This is a genomic window from Candidatus Phytoplasma asteris (assembly GCF_038505995.1).
In the GTDB taxonomy this organism is placed as follows: Bacteria; Bacillota_I; Bacilli_A; order Acholeplasmatales; family Acholeplasmataceae; genus Phytoplasma; species Phytoplasma asteris.
The window spans coordinates 528,828-546,188 of sequence record NZ_CP128414.1 but is presented as its reverse complement, the minus strand read 5'-3'; the positions used below and the strand labels follow the sequence as shown (position 1 = coordinate 546,188).

The following is a 17,361-nucleotide window of genomic DNA, read 5'->3' as shown; positions in this document are numbered from 1 at the left end:
AGCATATTTGTTGTTTTTTTTTGATGTTAAAATATAGTTAATTAACAATTTGTTTTTTCCTTATTTGTTATTTGTTAAAAATTAGATTAAAAATATTATTTGTAATTGTATATTTATAAATTAATAGATATAAGTATATTTATAAGTAATTTTATAATTATAATTAATATTTGCAAATTGTTAAGTTATCAATACTTAATATACAACAAAAATAAAAGAAAGGGTTTTTTTATGTAAAAGTAATAATTTCACTATATTAATTTACAAACTGGCTTGCATAATATCTAAGTTTTTCCAAATGCTGCAAAAATAGCTAAATTGAGCTTTATAAGTTTTTAAACATTTTAAATTGTTTATCTTTTGGAAACTGTGCGCTGTTGCATTTTTTTAGACAACTTTTGTCTCTAAAATTATTCTTTAAGACTAAAAATTAATAGATAATTTCATATCTTTTCAAACTAAAGAAATATTGTTTTCATTCAAAAAAGTGTCTAAAATTTTTTTGATAATTCTTTAGTTTCAAAAGATATTTTTTTAATATTTTATCTTTACACTATATAGTTAGGTAAAAAAAGTTAAAATTCCGTTAAGAAAATAAAAATATAATTATTTTTTTACGTAATTATGTTATTTTGGTCAAAAAAATGTGCAAAAAGAGAACCTCTTTTTCAAGGCTAAAACATTAAAATAAATTAAAAAATAAATTTATATAAGATTTTGGGAATATTGAGAAGGAGATGAATAATTTAATTTAGCTAAAATCCATTGATTGTTCCAAAATTTCGGAAAATGATTGATTATTTTTTTTAATTTTTTGGTTGATTTTTGAAATAAAAAAGGATGTTGATGTTGTAAGATAGTTTTCATTTGGCCGAAAAAGTTTTCAATTACAGCGTTATCGCGTGGAGTTGCTTTTCTTGACATACTGATTAAAAAACCTTTTTTCGTTAAAGTTTGTTGGACTTTTTGTGATTGATAAACTGTTCCTTGATCTGAGTGAATAATACAAGGTTCTTTTAATAGAGGTAATTTTTGGATGGTGTTTAAAACTAATTCTTTATTTTGATGTTTGGAAGTGTGGGAAGCGATAATTTGGTTGTTGAAAGAATCAATAATACAAGAAAAATATAAAAATCCTTGTGGAGTTTTGAAATAAGTGATATCTGTAAAGAGTTTTTGTAAAGGGGCTATTGATATAAAATCTTGATTAATTAAATTATCTACTACTTTTAATTTAGTTTTTAAATTATTTTTATAATTATATTTATTTTTTTTAATTCTTAAACGACAGTTAATGTCGTTTTTTTTCATAATGGTGTAAACTTTTTTCTTGGTGATAAACTCGTTAAAGGTTTTTTGATATAAATCAGTGATTTTACGATGACCGTAAAAATATTGTTGGTGTAAACACAAAGCTTTAATGCGATTTTGTTGTAATAAATATTTTTCTTTTTTGGCTTTGATTTTGTTTTCTGCTTTCAACCAATAATAATAAGTGCTTCTTTTTGTTCGGATAGTTTTTAAAATGGTTGTTAAATTTAGTTTTTGATTAAATTGTTTAACTAATTCAAAAACTGTTTTTTTATCAGTTTTTTGATTTTTTTTCATTAGAGCTTGTAATAATTTATTTTTGTGGATTTCTTTTTCTATTATTTTTTCTATTTTTTTCATGATTTAAATATCGTTTCCCTTTTTTATATCATATACATAATCATTATAACTTTAAATGATTATATTTATTTAAAAAAGGGGGTCTCGCGCAACTGGGGGATTTTTATTTTTCTTCTTCTTTTGTTTTTGTTTGCTTATAATTTTTGTTAGCGCTTCAGCGCGTTAGGGATGTTGTTTGGTTAATTTTTAAAACATCTCTCTTTAATAATGGAAAGGGAAAATAGAGAGTTATTTATATATCGAAAAATAATAATGATAGATAAAAGATACAACGATAATTAAAATTAATAAATCAAATGATAGTAAAACGATGAGTTAAAATAAGTTTATTTATTTTATGTTTTTTATTTTGTTAAATTACTTTTATAATTAGGATGTGTTTTTTAACCCAATAACCTACTTTTCTTTTGATTAAAAATGCTTTGATGTGTTTTAAATCTTCTAATTGATAATAAATAATGTTTGCTTCTTTGTTATAGTTTGTTTTTATAGGGTTGTTATAATTATCTACTTTTTTTGTCATCTAATTTATATAATTTTAAAGTATCTAACTTGTCTATGTTTATTTTGCTAATCAATTCTTTAATATAGTCTTTTTGTTCGTTAAGATAATTAATTTGGAAGATAGGGAAATGCGTTTTAAAGGTATTATTTTGGCTTTTTGGGGGTGTTATGGGGTTGGTGAGGATTTGCGTAGGCGATAAAATCATAACCTAAATCTTCGTAATTAGCTAATGATTTTATTAATCCTAAAACCCCTTCTTGGTATAAATCCTCTTTAGTTAAAAATTTAGGGTAATATTTAAATTGATAAACTAGTTTTTTTACTAAAGGTAAATGAAGTTCGATTAATTGATCTCGAATTTCTAAATTCTTTTTATTTTTTAAAAAATCTTTAAATAATTTTTCTCTTAACATTTAATTCCTTTCTAAAAACATCTTTAGAAAAGATATGAAATTATTTTTTTAATCTTTGAAAATAAAAAAAGACTAACTTAATAGTTAGCCTTAAAGAGTTTTTAAAAAGCAAAAAGTGTCTAAACTTTTGGAACACCTCAATATTATAGAGTTACCCCCCCTAACGTAAACACTAGCGAATTTGGATATAAAAAAAACCAACCCCTAAATCCCCAAAGGGGACTTTATAGGAGGAGGGTAAGAGTTAATTTGGTTGTACTTCGGCTGGCCGCCTAGTTCGCTCTGCTCGTCTTTGAATACTTTTAGACTTAAAATAAAGGGATTAGAAATTAATACTAGGGTAAATATAAGATAAAATATTAAAAAAAATATATTTTTGAATTTAAATTATATTATTAAAATAATTATAATGAATGATATAATAAAGATAGCACAGAAAAAAATTTAATAATAAATTAATCTGTGTTTTGATTGAAAATTTGCACTTTAAATGCAACCTTTCTATATAATTAGTTATATATTTAAATCTTTTTGTTATTCTTGATTAAATATATTATTTATATAACTATTTTTTTATTATAATATAATTTTTTAGTACAAAAAAACAAAATGTTAAATATAAAAATAAAGAGGAGTTTTTAAAAATGAATTTTTCTAATAAAAAACATAGATTTAATTTTCTAAAAATTTTAGTTCCTTTTTTCTTGTTATCTTTAATGATTATTTTTAAATCTAATGTTTATGCTTTAGAAGCAACAACAATAAATGAAAAAAATGAAGAAACAGAACCAAAATTAACACAAAAGAAAGATGAAATTTCAAAAATTTTAGAAAAAATAGAAATCAATAATGAAAATATAAAATCAACAAATGATGATGTTGATTATAATTTTTTTAAAAAGAGAATTTTAGATGTATCAGATTCAATTCTAAGACAAAATGTTATAACACAATTTTTAGATCCAATTAGAGATCCTAATAATCCTGACGCTAAACAAATGTTACAATTTGGAGAAGAAATTTTAGATCATATTTATAAATTAACTTTCGAAAATAGAAACGAATTAGTTAAAAAATTTTTTGATTTTTAATATAAAATAAAAAAATTTAATAATAATTAAAAAACTAATGTATATACATTAGTTTTTTTAATATATTTTGGATAATTAATTTTTATAAAAAAATTCTCTTATTAAATTAATATAACTTATCAGAAACATATATAAAAATACAATTGTCTTCTAAATATTGATGAAACTTATGACCGTTATTCTCAGACCATTCACAATAATTTTCAAATGAGATATCAGGGTTAACTAAAAAGATAGATAATTTCTTTCCAGCTATGGTTCTTTTAGGAGCATATTTGACATTATGTTTAAAACCTTTTTGACCGCCTATAATCTGTTTAAATAAACCTTCTTTTCTAATTTGGGGAATGCTTATGTCATCAAAAATATTTATTTTATAAGCGTTTTTATGACTTTGTTTACTAAAATCAAAGTCTCCTCTGGTATAATTATAGTGAAGGTTTTTGTGAGTTAAGTAGCTTAATATAAACTCGGTTTTACCGAGTCTACTAAAGCCTTCAATCACAATGGATTTAGGGCGTTCACCTAATGATTGCACTGATAATTGTGTTTCAATCGCAGCAATTATCTCATTAGTTTTAGAGTTAGATTTAAATGAATTGAAAGAATAATCAGGTTTGAAAAATTCTTCTTCATCTTCTAACTCTTCTTTTTTTTAGTGAATTTTTTATTTAAAACTTGTTCTACAAAATCTATTTTTTCGTAATAAAAATCACGATCAAGATTAATTATAAATTCATCTAGAGTTTTTTTAACTTGAAATAAAGTTAATTTATCATCATGATAATATTGATTTCTTAATCTATCTATTTCATCATAAATTAATTGTTTACGTTCTTCTTTTTGATTTTGACGAACGTATTTTTTATGTCTAGGGGTGCCTTCTTCAATGAAGTCGCCATCTTTTTTAATATAGTTAATTGATTTTTCGATATCACGAGCATTTTCAATTTTGGGATGAAAACCTTCAATGTCAAAGAATTGCGCTGTTCCCTTTTTTTAGACAAATTTTGATTTAAAAATTGCTCTTTAAAACTAAAAATTAAGTAGATAATTTCATATCTTTTCAAACTAAAGAAATATTGAAAAAAATTAAATCTTTTTTAAAAAAAATATTTTAATATTCCTTTTTTTTAAAGGATTTTGGTTGTTGTTTTTTTAATGTTAAAAATATAAAAATAAGTTCTTAATATTAATTTATATTTTTAATAAAATCAATTTTTCGATCTAAAGAAAAATCTATTTTAAAACAATAATTATTTAATTCTGTAAATCCATGTTTATATAAATCGAAATACATATACAAACCATCATGTTCTTCTTTTATATCAAAATCCAAAAAAATTTGAAATAAATTGTCTGAATAAATAGGATTTAAATATTCTAAAGTGTTTTCTCTTTGATTTTTAGTATCAAAACTATTACGATAAATTTCTATTCTATCGTTATTTTGAATCATGAATGTATCGCCTATTAATTTTATTTTTTCATTCAAACTTATGTAATGATTACGTTGAAAAGAAGGTATAAGAACTAAATTACCTATATTATCTACGTCCGAAGCATAATTAGTATACAATATATGAGCATGATTTTCATTGTTGGAATATATATACCATAAAAAATTTAATTTAATGAAAAAGTTTATTCGAAAACCGTTAAATTTTTCTTTTATTTCTCTTAAAGAATTTATATTTAATTCATTATTTAATTTAATTTTAAATTTTTTTAATGTTTTATTTAAAACATCCATATCACTAAAAGCATTATTAAATTGAAATATTTCAGATTCTTGTAGTTCATCATCTAAGTTGAAATGAATAACACTTTTGCTATTTGAATTTTGTTTTGTTTCCATAGCCATTACAAAATTTTTTTTATTATAAATAAAATTAAAAAATAATAAAAAAAATAAAATTAAAAATATTTTTTTTTTAAATTGATTAAAATTAATTAAACTTTTCATTGTCATAAAACTTTATTTTCCTCTTTTTTTAATAAGTATAAAACTAAAAACAAAAATTTTCTATAATATTTTTTTATTTTTAAATTTTTATATTTTTTATAAAAAAATAATTTTAGTCTTTATATTTAAAATAAATACTTATTATTTTAAATTGTTTTTGTAAATTAATCATTAATTAAATCTTCTTTATTATTTTATCCCTCAACTAAGGTAATTTAAGTTTAGTAAAAGAAGTTGGGGGATGATAATGTGAATTTTTTGTTAATATGAATAATAACAAATTTGTTCACTTATATACTTTAAAAATTTATATCAGAAATTCATAGGTTCTTGTTCCTTTCGAATGATTTTTTTAATATACTAACATTTTAACACATTTATCTTTTAATTTTAATTAAAACCATTTTTTGAACCAAGAATTTACTTTTTTTTAAAGAAAAAGGTATAATTAAACTTTTCCAGGTGTCAAGTGATATAAAAAAAGGAAACGATATTTAAATCATGAAAAATAAAAAAACTGACAAAAAAACAGTTTTTGAATTAGTTAAACAATTTAATCAAAAACTAAATTTAACAACCATTTTAAAAACTATCCGAACAAAAAGAAGCACTTATTATTGGTTGAAAGTCGAAAATAAAATCAAAGCCAAAAAAGAAAAACACTTATTACAACAAAATCGCATTAAAGTTTTATGTTTACATCAACAATATTTTTACGGTCATCGGAAAATCACTGATTTATACCAAAAAACTTTTAATGAATTCATTTACTTAAAAAAATAATTATAATTTCATTTTCTTAACGGAATTTTAACTTTTTTTACTTAAATATATAGTGTAAAGATAAAATATTAAAAAAATATCTTTTGAAACTAAAGAATTATTAAAAGTTTTAGAAACTTTTTTGAAATTTAAAAAAATATTTCCTTAGTTTGAAAAGATATGAAATTATCTACTTATTTTTAAGTCTTAAAGAATAATTTTAAGAATAATTTTAGAGACAAAAGTTGTCTAAAAAAACGGAACAGCGCATTTAATAAATAGAACTCAAAACGCGTGTCTAATTTTTTTAATTGTTGTCCCTCTACCATGGCTTGTTTATAGCGGTCTCGGAGACAGGTTTTGAAATTAAACGCCATTATTCGTTTGGTTTCTGTGAATAAAACTAAATCAAATTTTATGTCTGGAATGAAGAATAAATAAGCCTGGGGGTATAAATTGATGATTCCTTTGTTTTGAAAATATAATAAAATGAAATATTCATTAATTTTACCACGGATTACTTTTTGACTTTGAGAGTTGATGTTATTTTGGTTAAAATAATGGTTTAATTGTTGGTAATTGGTTTTCATATATTCGTTAATAGAAAGATTAAAGGTATCTTTGTTAAAAAAACATTTTAAGATTTCCACAGTTTGGATATTAGTATTAAATTGTTGAATATTAAAAAAATCTTGGTTATTTAACATTTGATATTCCTTTCTTTAAATAAAAAAAGACCTTTAAATTAAGGTCTTTTGTTGGTTTTTTTAGTTTTAAAAATTCTTTTTGTTTTCCAGGTAATGGTGCCATCTTTATGAATGGTTTTGATTTTTCCATTAGAAAAATAGATGTAAGTATTGCTGTTTTGACAGGTCTTTTTAGTTATGATCGCCATTTGATAGTACTCCTATTTGTTTAATAATTTGTTTGACATTGGATTTGATAGAATCACTTCCGTTTAAAATTAATTTATTAACTCCACTAGTATAATGAGTGAGATAATGATTGTATCCTTGACGAACGGTTTGAAAATAAGTTAATGATTGTCTTTCAATGAGATCTCTTTGATGGTTTTTTTGTTTTTTCTTTCTAGTTCTTCCGATGAGAGGATCGATATCTAAATAAATTAATAAATCGGGGTTTTTTTAAGATAGTTTCATGTTTCAACTTAAAGATCTTTTTTAAAGGGGGAAGTTGTTTCTTTTCCTTGGAAAAAGGAAATAATTGATAAGCATAAGCGGATGGTAACCAACGGTCTAAGATGATTAATTGGTTGTTTTTAAATAATTCCGCTTGGATTTGAGCCATATTCGCGAGACTTAAATAAAAACGAGTGAGATAATCTACTTGTTGAAAATTTAAAAATAAATCTCTAATTTCCTTCCCAATAGAACTGCTCCCTAAACCTTGATAAAGTTGATGAGGGGTTTTTAATTGGGGTTGAAGAGAATTGATAAGAGAAGTTTTTCCACTCCCGTCGAGTCCTTCAAAAACGATTAATTTCTTCATTTTTTTCTCCTTTGATTTTTAATTTGGGCATAAAAAAAAGACCTTCAAATTGAAGGTCTAAAAATATTAATTATTTAATTTTACTTAATTGTTTTAAATAAGTTGTTTGTAATAATTCTTGTTTTGTTTTGTGTAGTAATTCTAAATATTTTTGACTATCTTTAATCATTTTAGTGATAAATGTTTTATCTTGATAAATCCGAACAACATGATAACTTTGGTTGTTAAAATAGACTAAAAAGTAAGCGAAGTTCGCTTGACTACAATAGAGTTGACATTGAACTTGGGCCCAGTAGTATTGAGGGATATTTTCTAGTTGAGGATTAGTTAAAAAACTAGTCCAAGTGGATGAGACTTCTTGATTTTTATTAACATAAGGACATTTAATTTCTAAAACGGCTTGATGTTGTTCGTTATATCCGTCTAATAGAAGCAGAAAAAAGGTTAACTTGATCATCAGTGAAAATGGTGTCTTCAAAAATTAAATTAGTTTTTTGTATGAAAAACTGTCGCGCGATAGGTTCCATCTTTTGTCCATGAAGGGTATATTGATTAGCGGTAAAAGTGGTGCCAAAGAGTTTATCATGAACTAATTGTGTCATGGAACGGAACGGATCTAAACCTGTAATCGCAGCAATTTCGGAAGCGTTGATGTATTTTTTTCGGTGTTGATACCATTCTTTGGTACGTTGTGATAGTTTGATTTGCATGGTTATTTACCTTTCTTAAAAATTTTCTTTAATTGTAATAATGAAAAAAGATATTTTCCTAAATAATAAATAAACCGTAGAATGTGATAAAGACATTTAAAAAGAAAATCAATTAGATATAAAAGATGGGGAAGAAATAATAAAATAATTGTTAATAAACCTAAGTTTAACCATTGATTTTGATAAGTAAAGAAATAATCACTTATAGTTTTAAGGTTGTTGTTTAACTTAGTTAACCAAGTATTAATTAATTTCCACATGATTGGGTTGCTTCGTGGTTAAATATTGATAAAATTGAACCACTATTCCTTTTTTTAATTGGTGAAGACTTAGTTTGACATCGAAAAGATAGAATTTAATGACATAATAAATGGTGATAATTGGAATAAATGAAAGTAGAGTGATGATGAAAAAGATGAGATTACTAGGTAAAGATTGAAAGATTTTTTTAATTAACATAGTTTTTGTTTCCTTTCCAAGGTTGTGTGTTGTTAAATAAAAAAAGACCCTGAAGGGTCTTGGTTTGTGATTAAAGATTAATCTAATTCTTTTGGTTTTTTAGGTGGTCGGGTTGTGTCTAAAAATTGATAATAAGTTCTTTTTTGCCAACGATCACCACCAGAACAACAATCGTTTCCGTCGATATACCAATCATCAAAAAAGATACCATCTACATATTTATAATAATAACTAGTTCCGTTTTCATTATAAAGCCAGCGTGAATAACGGCCTAATTTATTACGAACTTCTTCACCTGAATAATAATGACCATATTTGATATAACATTGATTTAACCAATTTATATAATTAGTTTTGTATTCTTCAACTAATTTAATTTTTAAAGAATAATCGTTACAAAAAATTAAATAAATTGTATTATCAGTTTCGAAAAGATGGGAAATGATTTTAACTTTAAAAGGAATATTAAATTTTTTATTGGAAGGAGAAGTGACTTCAAAATAAGTTTCAGCTTCTTTAATTTCTTCTTCATATTCATCTTCTTTGATTAATGGTGGAAAAGTATATAAATTATTTTCACGTTTCCAATCACGGATGGTTTGATAAGGATCTAAAGAATCAGGCAATGATATAATCTTTTTTCTTTTTTGGACGTTAAAAGTAAAGAGATAAATATTTTTAGCGCCGTTTGATAGTTTTAATAAATCTTCGATGGCGTAACATTGGTTTTCAGGAATAATTCGAATTCCATCATCAAAATAAATGGTGTCAATATCAATTTCATGGAAAGTTTTTGATGGTAAGGATAAGACCAAACCAGTATGAGGAGTGGCGTTATAACAACCTAATTTAATCAATTTTGGTTCTTTGATGATGTTATTTTCCATTAAATAATGATTAATCACTTCTTCTTTGTTTTGATCAGCGAAGACGTTAATAACTACTAAATTTATTTGAGATTGATTTTCTTGAGGAGGTTTTTCTTGGACGTCCCAAAAGACAAAAGCTTCTTCAATGGCGATTTCGTATTTTAAAAGGTTTTCTAAGGAGTATTCGTAATCTTCATAATCGGGGTATTGGATATTAAAAGGATTAGGGCGATGTTTAAAATAGACTCCTAAGAGACCTGAAGGAGGGTTTTGGAATTTGTTGAAGAAAAATTTACGTCCATAAGGGTTGTATGAGGGTTCTTCGAGATTATAGGTGGAAGTTTGGATATTGAAATATTCTAATATATTAGGGATATCTTCTTTCTCTATAACGTTGATGTCGTATCTTTTGAATGGAGGTTGAGTATTTAACCATTCTTGTTGAAGGGTTTGGTAGTCTGATAATTTAATAGCTGATTTGGTTTGACGATGAAAGAAAGAATAAGCGGAAATAGAAGAAGAGAAATGAAAACGAATGATGAAGAAAAAGATAATAATAATCTTAAATAAAGGGAATTTTAGTTAATTTTGACATTGTTGGTTACCTCCTAATTTAATGTGTATGGAAAAATAGTTTTTTAAGAGACAGTTTTATTCAAAATTTTAATGAATATATTGTCTAGTTTTTTATGGCCCTCTGTCCAGTTAGTTATTTTGTTTTTTCTTTGCTAGTGAACAAAGTTGTGTGTAAAAATAAAAAAAGACCCTAAAGGGTCTTTGTATTGAAATTATTTTATTCATCTAATTTATATTTTAAATTAATATATTTTTGTTGCAGATTATTAATTTTTTCAATTAATTTTCGATGGTCTTCTCTAAATTCTTGTATTTCGGGGTGTTCAAATGATTTAATTACTACTTGATTTCGTTCATATGAATAATCCCAAATTTTTTCGTTTGTAAAATTTAAAACTTTAATATTTGAAAGCCTTTGTGAAAGATTTTGAATTTTTTGATTCAAAATATTTAATTTTTTTTGATATATTTTTGTTTCTAAATCATATTTCTGAAGATAAGAAATTTTAATAGCTAATAGATTTTTTTCTGAACAAAGTTTATTAATTTCATTATTTATTGAATATTCATCATTTAAATCATTTGCAGCCATTACTTGATAATGATTAGTAATTAAAAATAATCCTAAAACAATAAATAAAAATATATTTAAGAATAATAAATGATGTTTGATTTTAACCATTAATTAAAAATCTCCTTTTGGTTTATTTATTCCTCAGCCGAGGGAATAATTTCGTAAAGAGAGTTAAGCAAAGATTCAATTTGGTTCTGATATTCTTTTTCGCTTTTATCATAATCACGTTGTAAGGAATCTCTTAATTTGATAACGTTGGATAACATTCCTTCATACATTTCTCGTTTGGATTCTAATATTCCGATTTGAGAATTAAGTTCTGATATTTGACCAATTAATGCTTGTATTTCTTCACTTATTTGGACTAGTTCAAGATTTTGTGGATGATTTTCATAAATTGCCCCAACATTTCTTAATTGATCTCTTTGTTTTATTTTATGATTTTTTTCTAATTCTAATGGAGTTAATTGTTTCTTTAATTCTTCAATTTGAGGATATAGTGGTTGCAGTTGATTTTTTAAATTATCGCATTCTTGTTGATATTCATTAATTTTATCTTTGTGTCTCTTTACAAAACCTAAAGTTTGTTTTCGGCATTCTCTTATTTTTTCAATTTCAGTTTTTTCTATTTCAGAAAGATCATTTGGTAATAAAGTTTGATCGTTGTTTACCAAAAATACATAATATTTTATTTGGTCAAAACGAGCTTTAGTGATTGTGAATTTAGGTTTTTCAGTTTCTCGTTTAGGTCTAGAAGAATTAAATTTCGAATCATAATTATCTATTTCTTCTTTTGGTAAAAATAATTCTTCTTTTTCTTTTTTGGCATTGTTTCTTCCTTGATAAAAACTAATAATAATGGCGATTCCAATAAGAGAAGTGATAATAATAGTTACTAAATTTTTTTTGAAAAAATTTCTAGTATTCATCAATTTCATTTCCCTTCTGATAATAGTAATTATTATCAAATATTTAAATTTGAATATATTACCATTATAACAATTTTATTTATGATATTTTTAAAAATTTTTATTTATTAGGAATTATAATCATTTCAGGTATTTTAGTTTGACGGTTTTTATGAAATCTTTGTTGGGCACGAGTATAGTTAGGATTTTGTTGACGGATTTCTTCTTTTATTGTTTTTCTATCTTCCAACAAAGGTTCTAATTTGTGTGTTGCTAATTCATTTTTTTTATCACATAATTCATCAATATCTTTTATTTCTTTTCTCTTAACATTTAATTCGAAAATAATTTTTTTATATTCGTCGATTACAATTCTTTGTTTTGATTTTCTTTTTTCATCTTGAATTGTTTCCTCTAAAACTTAATCGTTTAAAAGATCATTATTATCACGACGAGTTTTATATCCTTCTATTTTCTTTTCGTAGTCTTTTTTGTCAGCATCTAGTTTAGCTAAGTCGCGGTCGATGTCTTTGGTATACATTTCTAAGGTTTCTTTGGTAATCATTGGTGCTGATTCTTTGTTTTCGTTGACTACTTCGTTATACATATGCCATAAACGGTGGCCTTCATGAAGAATTAAAGTAGTTTTCGCTACTCCTTGTCCAAATTTTTGAGTGAACTTCATAGTTTTTCCGATTATTGAAAGTCCGTATTTAGCAGGAATTAAATCAGAAACTCGATCGAAAGCTTTGAAACCAAATTTAAAAACATTACCGAAAGAAAATTCATTTTCTTTTTCATAAGTTATCATACGGTTGTGCATTGCTCGGTATTTTTCTTTTAAGGTTCTATATAAACCTTGTTCAAATTCAATTTCAGCTATTTTTTGGTTGATTTCTTCGATGTTTTTGTTAATTTCGGCTTTACGTTCTTCCGCGGATTTGATTTCTGCGAATAATTTTTGTTCTCCAGAAGTTAATTTATCATAATCTCGTTGTAAGGAATCTCTTAATTTGATGGCGTTGGATAACATTCCTTCGTACATTTCTTGTTTGGATTCTAATATTTCGATTTGAGAATTAAGTTCTGATATTTGACCAATTAATGCTTGTATTTCTTCATTTATTTGGTCTAGTTTTATATTTAATTTTTCAATTTCGGTTAAATTTTTAGAATTAGCTATTTGTTTTTCGGTTAGTTTTTTTACTTTTTCTTTATCTTTTAATTCTTGCTCTTTTTCTTTTAGTTTTTCTTTTAAAATATTAATATTATTTTCAGTTTCTTGTTGTTGAATTTTGATATCATTTATTTTGGATTCAGCTTGATCTAAAAGTTTTTTGATGTTTTCTTTTTGTTCTTGGGTAATTTCTTGTTTTTCATATAATGTTTTTAATTCTTTTTCACATTTTTTTAATTCACCTTCCCAATCGGTTTTGAGACCTTTGTAATCGTTAATAGTTTGGTCATATTTTTCAATGGCTTTGTCGATTTCATTTATTAATTGACAAACATATTTAGAGGATGGTTCTTTTGGTTGATGAAAGAAAGAGAGATAAATGAAACTTAAACATCCAATAATAATTAAAAAATAAGTTAAATAACCTTTCCAATTGGTGGTATGTGTATAATAATATTTTTTTTAATGAAAAGAAAACCACCAAAAAGAATACTAGATAGCAAAAACAAAGTGAAATAAGAACGAAAAGTAAAATAACTTTTAAATAAGTCTAAGGGTGATAACATTATTATTCACCTCCTTTCTTCTGGTTTTTGATTTGATCTAATACTTCTGTGTTTTGAGAAATGATCATTTGGTAAGTTTGTTTTAAGTCTTCAGAATTGATTTCGTTTCTTTTATTTTCGTCAGTTCCGCGATTGCGTGCGAAAATGTTAACAGTTGTTTTTAAAAGGTTTTCTAAAGTACGATTGGCTTTTGAGAATTGATGATTATGTGGTAAAAATTCTAAAGCCTCATTGATAACTTCAAATAAGTATTTTTTAGCTTCATCGCTATATGGGTTTTGACGTTTTTTAATCATGAATTCTAAAAATTGTTTTCTTTCTTCTTTATTACCTGGTTTAACTTCGATGTTATAAGTAAATCGGGATTTGATGGCTTCATCAATTTGGTCGATGTGGTTTGTAGCGCCAATAATGAAAATAGGTTTTTCAGGATTATTTTCAAATGATGTCATTTCGGTTTTGAATTGGTTTACCACATTGGCGATTTCTGAACCAGCTTTTAATGTTCCTAAATCAGTAAAAATGGTCTCACATTCATCTAAAAAGATAATGGCGCCGTTCTTTTTATCTGCTTCTTTTCTGGCTGATTCAAATAAATCTTTAACCATTTGAGGCGCTAATCCTTTATATTTTTGTGAGAATAAAGAACTAGAAACTTCAAAGAAAGGTAAATGAGTTTCTTTAGCTAAAGCTCTAGCTAAAGTAGTTTTACCTGTTCCTGGACAACCATGCATTAAAATTCCTAATGGCGGTTCCACTTCGCCAATCCCTTGATAGTTATCTTTGTTTTTAAGATAATCTATGAATCCTTCTACCACTTTTAATTCTTCTTTAAAACCAATTAACTTATCAAAAGATAAGAATTTTTGAGGATTAGATGGTTTAAAAAGGAATTCTTCTTCGTTATTTTTTTGAGATAATGTTGTTAATGCCTCTAATTTAGGTTGTAATTGAGTTTGAAATTCATTTATGAATTCGTGGTTTTGAGTTTGTATTTTTTCGTTTAATTCATTTTGGTTTTGTTGAAAATGTTTTTTGATTTCTTGCAAGTTCAAGTTTTGATTTTCTAGCCTTTTATGATGATTGGTAATTTGTTTTTCAGTTTCGGTTAAAGTTTGATGGTGAATCCATACATAAGTCCCTAGACAAAAAGAAAAAAATAAGAGGATGATAGTTATTATCAAATGTTTTGATAATGGTTTTATTTTATTTTGCTTGTTTTTTATAATTTTTTCTTTTGAATTATTCATTTTTTCTTCCTTTCTCAATAAATAAATACCAATCAAAAACTTGGTCTTTATTGATAAATTACGCTAATTGAGTGATTTTGTTTTTGATGGTTTGACTACCGCTACTGAAACTTTTTCCTTGGGCGTCAACTAATTCGTAATCACAAATTAATTCTAATTGAGGGTTATTAGTGTTAATGATTTCTTTTTGCTCAATGTTGATTTGGATGTTAAGTTGTCCTAAGCCTTTTTCGTTAAAGATCATTTGTGGGCGTTTAGTATCATCGTAATCATTGTTATCCACTTTTAAACCAACATTTAAATATTTGTCAGTATTGGTAAAAGTTTGAAGCGTGTCATATTTAGTTGATATTTTCAAATATAAAGGAACATTAATATCCATTCCGTTGGAGTTTAGAGTTGCTTTGTGTTCGATCGTAATTAAGTGATTGTATTTTTGTTGGTTTAAGTTAGGAATAAGGATTGGTAAAAGGGTTTTATCTTCGTTATTGCCGCCTACTCTTTCCACGTTGAATAGAGGAATATCTGTCATTAATTGAATTTTTTCTTTTCTTTGTTTAGAAAAGTAATTAGTTAAAGCGAAAATTGATGCGGTAGCGAAAAAGATAACGATAAAAATTGTGATAATAGTTAATGTTTTATTTTTGTTTTGAATTTTTGTGTTTTTATTCATATTATTTAATTCCTCCTGTAACAAGAGATTTGATTAAGTTTATAAGATTATTAATGCCTGTTGTTAACCAAGGAATTTTATTATCATAGTAAATAATAATGACTTGTAAAATAAAATGTAAAATAATAGTTATGTAAGTGATTTTTTTTAATAAATTGCGTTTTTTTGTTGGGATAATAGTTATATTTTCTTGTTTGGGGTTAGTCATTGTTTTTATTTCTTGGTTTTGATTTGTTTCGTTAGTATTGGGTTTTGTTTTTTTCTTAATGATTTTATTCATATTTTTTTCTCCTTTTGTTTGATATTGGTTTATTCTAATGTTAAATCTTTCACTTTGTCTTTAATGGTTTTAGAAAGTTTGAAAGTTACTATGGTTTTGGCAGGGATATTTAGTTTTTTCTTTGTTTTAGGGTTTCTACCGATGTAGGCTTTTCTAGTTTTTAAGATGAATTTGCCAATTTTAGAGGATAAAACTACTTCTTCATTTGATGTAATTGCTTTAATTAGAGCATTCTCAAATGAATTGTAAAACTCTTCGGTTTGGGTTATTGAGGTTTTATTTACCTCAGCTATTGATTTAATTAATTCTTTTTTATTCATATTTTTTTCTCCTTTTGGTTTATAAAAAAAGTCCATTTTGGGGACTTAATTGTATGAATATTATTTGGATTTGTTGTCTAAAAAGATGACGTTTTGGATAATTACTTTGGTGGTGGTTCGTGTTTTACCTTCGTTGGTGGTATATTTTTGGATTAATAATGCACCTTCTGCATATATTTTTGAACCTTTATGTAAATACATACTCATGTTTTCAGCTTGATTACGAAACACTACACAAGGGATGTATTGCACTTTATCCTTGTTGTTAATTGCTAAATTGAAATCTATTTTTGGGATTTGGTTGTTGTTGCTATTGATATATTGTTTTTCTAGGTTATGGGCGATATTACCGATTAATTGGACTTTATTTAACATTTTATTTCTCCTTATTTTTATAATTTGGGTTTAGTTTTTTGATGGCGTCTTTTTTTAAGTTTTCTATTTGTTTTAAAGTTAAATTTAGTTTTTGGGCGATTGCATGATTGGATAGGGGTTGTTGATTAGGTTTGTTGTTGTTTTCTAATGAGATACCAAAATTTAAACAAATAACATTGAATTCATTTTTACTTAGTTTAGTTTTTAGTTTTTTTATTAATAATTCATGTTTTACTTGTTTTAGCCATAATTGATGCGGATTAAGGATTTTATCCCAATTAGGTTGTTTGTATTGTTCTTCTTTAAAACTGATATTGTTTGGTTTGGTTGTTTTTTGGGGAATTGAAGGTGAATGGCTTTTTCTTATTAGTTCATTGATTGCTGATTTTATTGTTGGTGTTGCATAGGCGATAAAGTCATAACCTAAATCTTGGTAATTATTTAGAGCTTTGATTAATCCTAAAATCCCTTCTTGATACAAATCCTCCTTAGTTAAAACTTTAGGGTAATATTTAAAATGATAAGCTAGTTTTTTTACTAAAGGTAAATGAAGTTCGATTAATTGATTACGAATTTCTAAATTCTTTTTATTTTTTAAAAAATCTTTAAATAATTTTTGTCTTAACATTCAATTCCTTTCTAAAAACATTTTTTTTAGAAAAGATATGAAATTATTTTTTAGTCTTGAAACAAAAAAAGACTAACTT

General features: G+C 24.9%; 21 protein-coding genes and 3 pseudogenes. 2 read left to right on the top strand and 22 right to left on the bottom strand.

Going from position 1 to position 17,361, the window contains the following annotated elements:
- Window positions 1-705 precede the first annotated feature (705 nt).
- From QN326_RS02925 to QN326_RS04165, 3 genes and pseudogenes are all read right to left on the bottom strand, one after another.
- Window positions 706-1,671: an IS3 family transposase gene (locus tag QN326_RS02925; protein WP_342386452.1), complete on the bottom strand. Its 966-nt coding sequence runs from the start codon at window positions 1,669-1,671 to the stop codon at window positions 706-708.
- Window positions 1,672-2,023: 352 nt separating this feature from the next.
- On the bottom strand, window positions 2,024-2,194 hold the full coding sequence (locus QN326_RS02920; protein WP_238568768.1) for a hypothetical protein: 171 nt from the start codon (window positions 2,192-2,194) through the stop codon (window positions 2,024-2,026).
- 25 nt (window positions 2,195-2,219) lie between these two features.
- Window positions 2,220-2,589 (bottom strand): annotated as a pseudogene (locus QN326_RS04165) (sigma-70 family RNA polymerase sigma factor); the annotation flags it as partial.
- A 644-nt stretch (window positions 2,590-3,233) separates the two neighbouring features.
- Between QN326_RS04165 and QN326_RS02910 the strand changes: the two are divergent.
- Window positions 3,234-3,680, top strand: a complete 447-nt coding sequence (locus QN326_RS02910) for a hypothetical protein (RefSeq protein WP_342386451.1) — start codon at window positions 3,234-3,236, stop codon at window positions 3,678-3,680.
- A gap of 106 nt (window positions 3,681-3,786) precedes the next feature.
- Here the strand turns inward: QN326_RS02910 and QN326_RS02905 are convergent, their stop codons facing one another.
- Both QN326_RS02905 and QN326_RS02900 read right to left on the bottom strand, forming a co-directional pair.
- Window positions 3,787-4,218, bottom strand: coding sequence for a hypothetical protein (locus QN326_RS02905; RefSeq protein ID WP_342386450.1), 432 nt, complete (start codon window positions 4,216-4,218; stop codon window positions 3,787-3,789).
- A gap of 654 nt (window positions 4,219-4,872) precedes the next feature.
- A complete protein-coding gene (locus QN326_RS02900; protein WP_240992311.1) occupies window positions 4,873-5,544 on the bottom strand; it encodes a hypothetical protein in 672 nt (223 codons plus the stop codon).
- A gap of 603 nt (window positions 5,545-6,147) precedes the next feature.
- On the opposite strand from QN326_RS02900, the pseudogene QN326_RS02895 reads away from it, so the two are divergent.
- A pseudogene (locus QN326_RS02895) lies at window positions 6,148-6,426 on the top strand (IS3 family transposase); the annotation flags it as partial.
- A gap of 182 nt (window positions 6,427-6,608) precedes the next feature.
- Here the strand turns inward: QN326_RS02895 and QN326_RS02890 are convergent.
- The 17 genes and pseudogenes from QN326_RS02890 to QN326_RS02810 form a co-directional block, all read right to left on the bottom strand.
- Window positions 6,609-7,115, bottom strand: a complete 507-nt coding sequence (locus tag QN326_RS02890) for a hypothetical protein (RefSeq protein WP_342386449.1) — start codon at window positions 7,113-7,115, stop codon at window positions 6,609-6,611.
- A gap of 38 nt (window positions 7,116-7,153) precedes the next feature.
- Window positions 7,154-7,303: a hypothetical protein gene (locus QN326_RS02885; protein WP_342386448.1), complete on the bottom strand. Its 150-nt coding sequence runs from the start codon at window positions 7,301-7,303 to the stop codon at window positions 7,154-7,156.
- Between the two features lie 194 nt (window positions 7,304-7,497).
- A complete protein-coding gene (locus QN326_RS02880; protein WP_342386447.1) occupies window positions 7,498-7,917 on the bottom strand; it encodes a dTMP kinase in 420 nt (139 codons plus the stop codon).
- A 70-nt stretch (window positions 7,918-7,987) separates the two neighbouring features.
- Window positions 7,988-8,627, bottom strand: a pseudogene (locus tag QN326_RS02875) (YqaJ viral recombinase family protein).
- A gap of 2 nt (window positions 8,628-8,629) precedes the next feature.
- Entirely contained in the window at window positions 8,630-8,887 is a 258-nt protein-coding gene (locus QN326_RS02870; RefSeq protein ID WP_342386446.1) for a hypothetical protein, read from the bottom strand.
- Window positions 8,871-9,086, bottom strand: coding sequence for a hypothetical protein (locus tag QN326_RS02865; protein ID WP_342386445.1), 216 nt, complete (start codon window positions 9,084-9,086; stop codon window positions 8,871-8,873). Before QN326_RS02865 ends, QN326_RS02870 begins: the two co-directional genes overlap by 17 nt.
- A 77-nt stretch (window positions 9,087-9,163) precedes the next feature.
- Window positions 9,164-9,991, bottom strand: coding sequence for a hypothetical protein (locus QN326_RS02860; RefSeq protein ID WP_342386444.1), 828 nt, complete (start codon window positions 9,989-9,991; stop codon window positions 9,164-9,166).
- 757 nt (window positions 9,992-10,748) lie between these two features.
- The gene (locus QN326_RS02855; RefSeq protein WP_342386443.1) at window positions 10,749-11,213 is read right to left on the bottom strand and encodes an SVM family protein; all 465 of its coding nucleotides are present in this window, start codon (window positions 11,211-11,213) and stop codon (window positions 10,749-10,751) included.
- A 26-nt stretch (window positions 11,214-11,239) separates the two neighbouring features.
- A complete protein-coding gene (locus tag QN326_RS02850; RefSeq protein WP_342386442.1) occupies window positions 11,240-12,034 on the bottom strand; it encodes a hypothetical protein in 795 nt (264 codons plus the stop codon).
- Window positions 12,035-12,134: 100 nt separating this feature from the next.
- Window positions 12,135-12,263: a hypothetical protein gene (locus tag QN326_RS02845; protein ID WP_342386441.1), complete on the bottom strand. Its 129-nt coding sequence runs from the start codon at window positions 12,261-12,263 to the stop codon at window positions 12,135-12,137.
- Window positions 12,264-12,434: 171 nt separating this feature from the next.
- On the bottom strand, window positions 12,435-13,058 hold the full coding sequence (locus QN326_RS02840) for a DNA double-strand break repair protein Rad50 (RefSeq protein ID WP_342386440.1): 624 nt from the start codon (window positions 13,056-13,058) through the stop codon (window positions 12,435-12,437).
- Between the two features lie 700 nt (window positions 13,059-13,758).
- Entirely contained in the window at window positions 13,759-14,934 is a 1,176-nt protein-coding gene (locus QN326_RS02835) for an AAA family ATPase (RefSeq protein WP_425323430.1), read from the bottom strand.
- Between the two features lie 130 nt (window positions 14,935-15,064).
- Window positions 15,065-15,679, bottom strand: coding sequence for a hypothetical protein (locus QN326_RS02830; RefSeq protein WP_342386438.1), 615 nt, complete (start codon window positions 15,677-15,679; stop codon window positions 15,065-15,067).
- A 1-nt stretch (window position 15,680) separates the two neighbouring features.
- Complete coding sequence (locus QN326_RS02825) at window positions 15,681-15,959, bottom strand: hypothetical protein (protein ID WP_342386437.1); 279 nt, start codon at window positions 15,957-15,959, stop codon at window positions 15,681-15,683.
- 29 nt (window positions 15,960-15,988) lie between these two features.
- Window positions 15,989-16,279, bottom strand: coding sequence for an HU family DNA-binding protein (locus tag QN326_RS02820; RefSeq protein ID WP_342386436.1), 291 nt, complete (start codon window positions 16,277-16,279; stop codon window positions 15,989-15,991).
- Between the two features lie 60 nt (window positions 16,280-16,339).
- Window positions 16,340-16,654, bottom strand: coding sequence for a single-stranded DNA-binding protein (locus tag QN326_RS02815; RefSeq protein WP_342386435.1), 315 nt, complete (start codon window positions 16,652-16,654; stop codon window positions 16,340-16,342).
- 1 nt (window position 16,655) lies between these two features.
- Complete coding sequence (locus QN326_RS02810; RefSeq protein ID WP_342386434.1) at window positions 16,656-17,282, bottom strand: sigma-70 family RNA polymerase sigma factor; 627 nt, start codon at window positions 17,280-17,282, stop codon at window positions 16,656-16,658.
- Window positions 17,283-17,361: the final 79 nt, after the last annotated feature.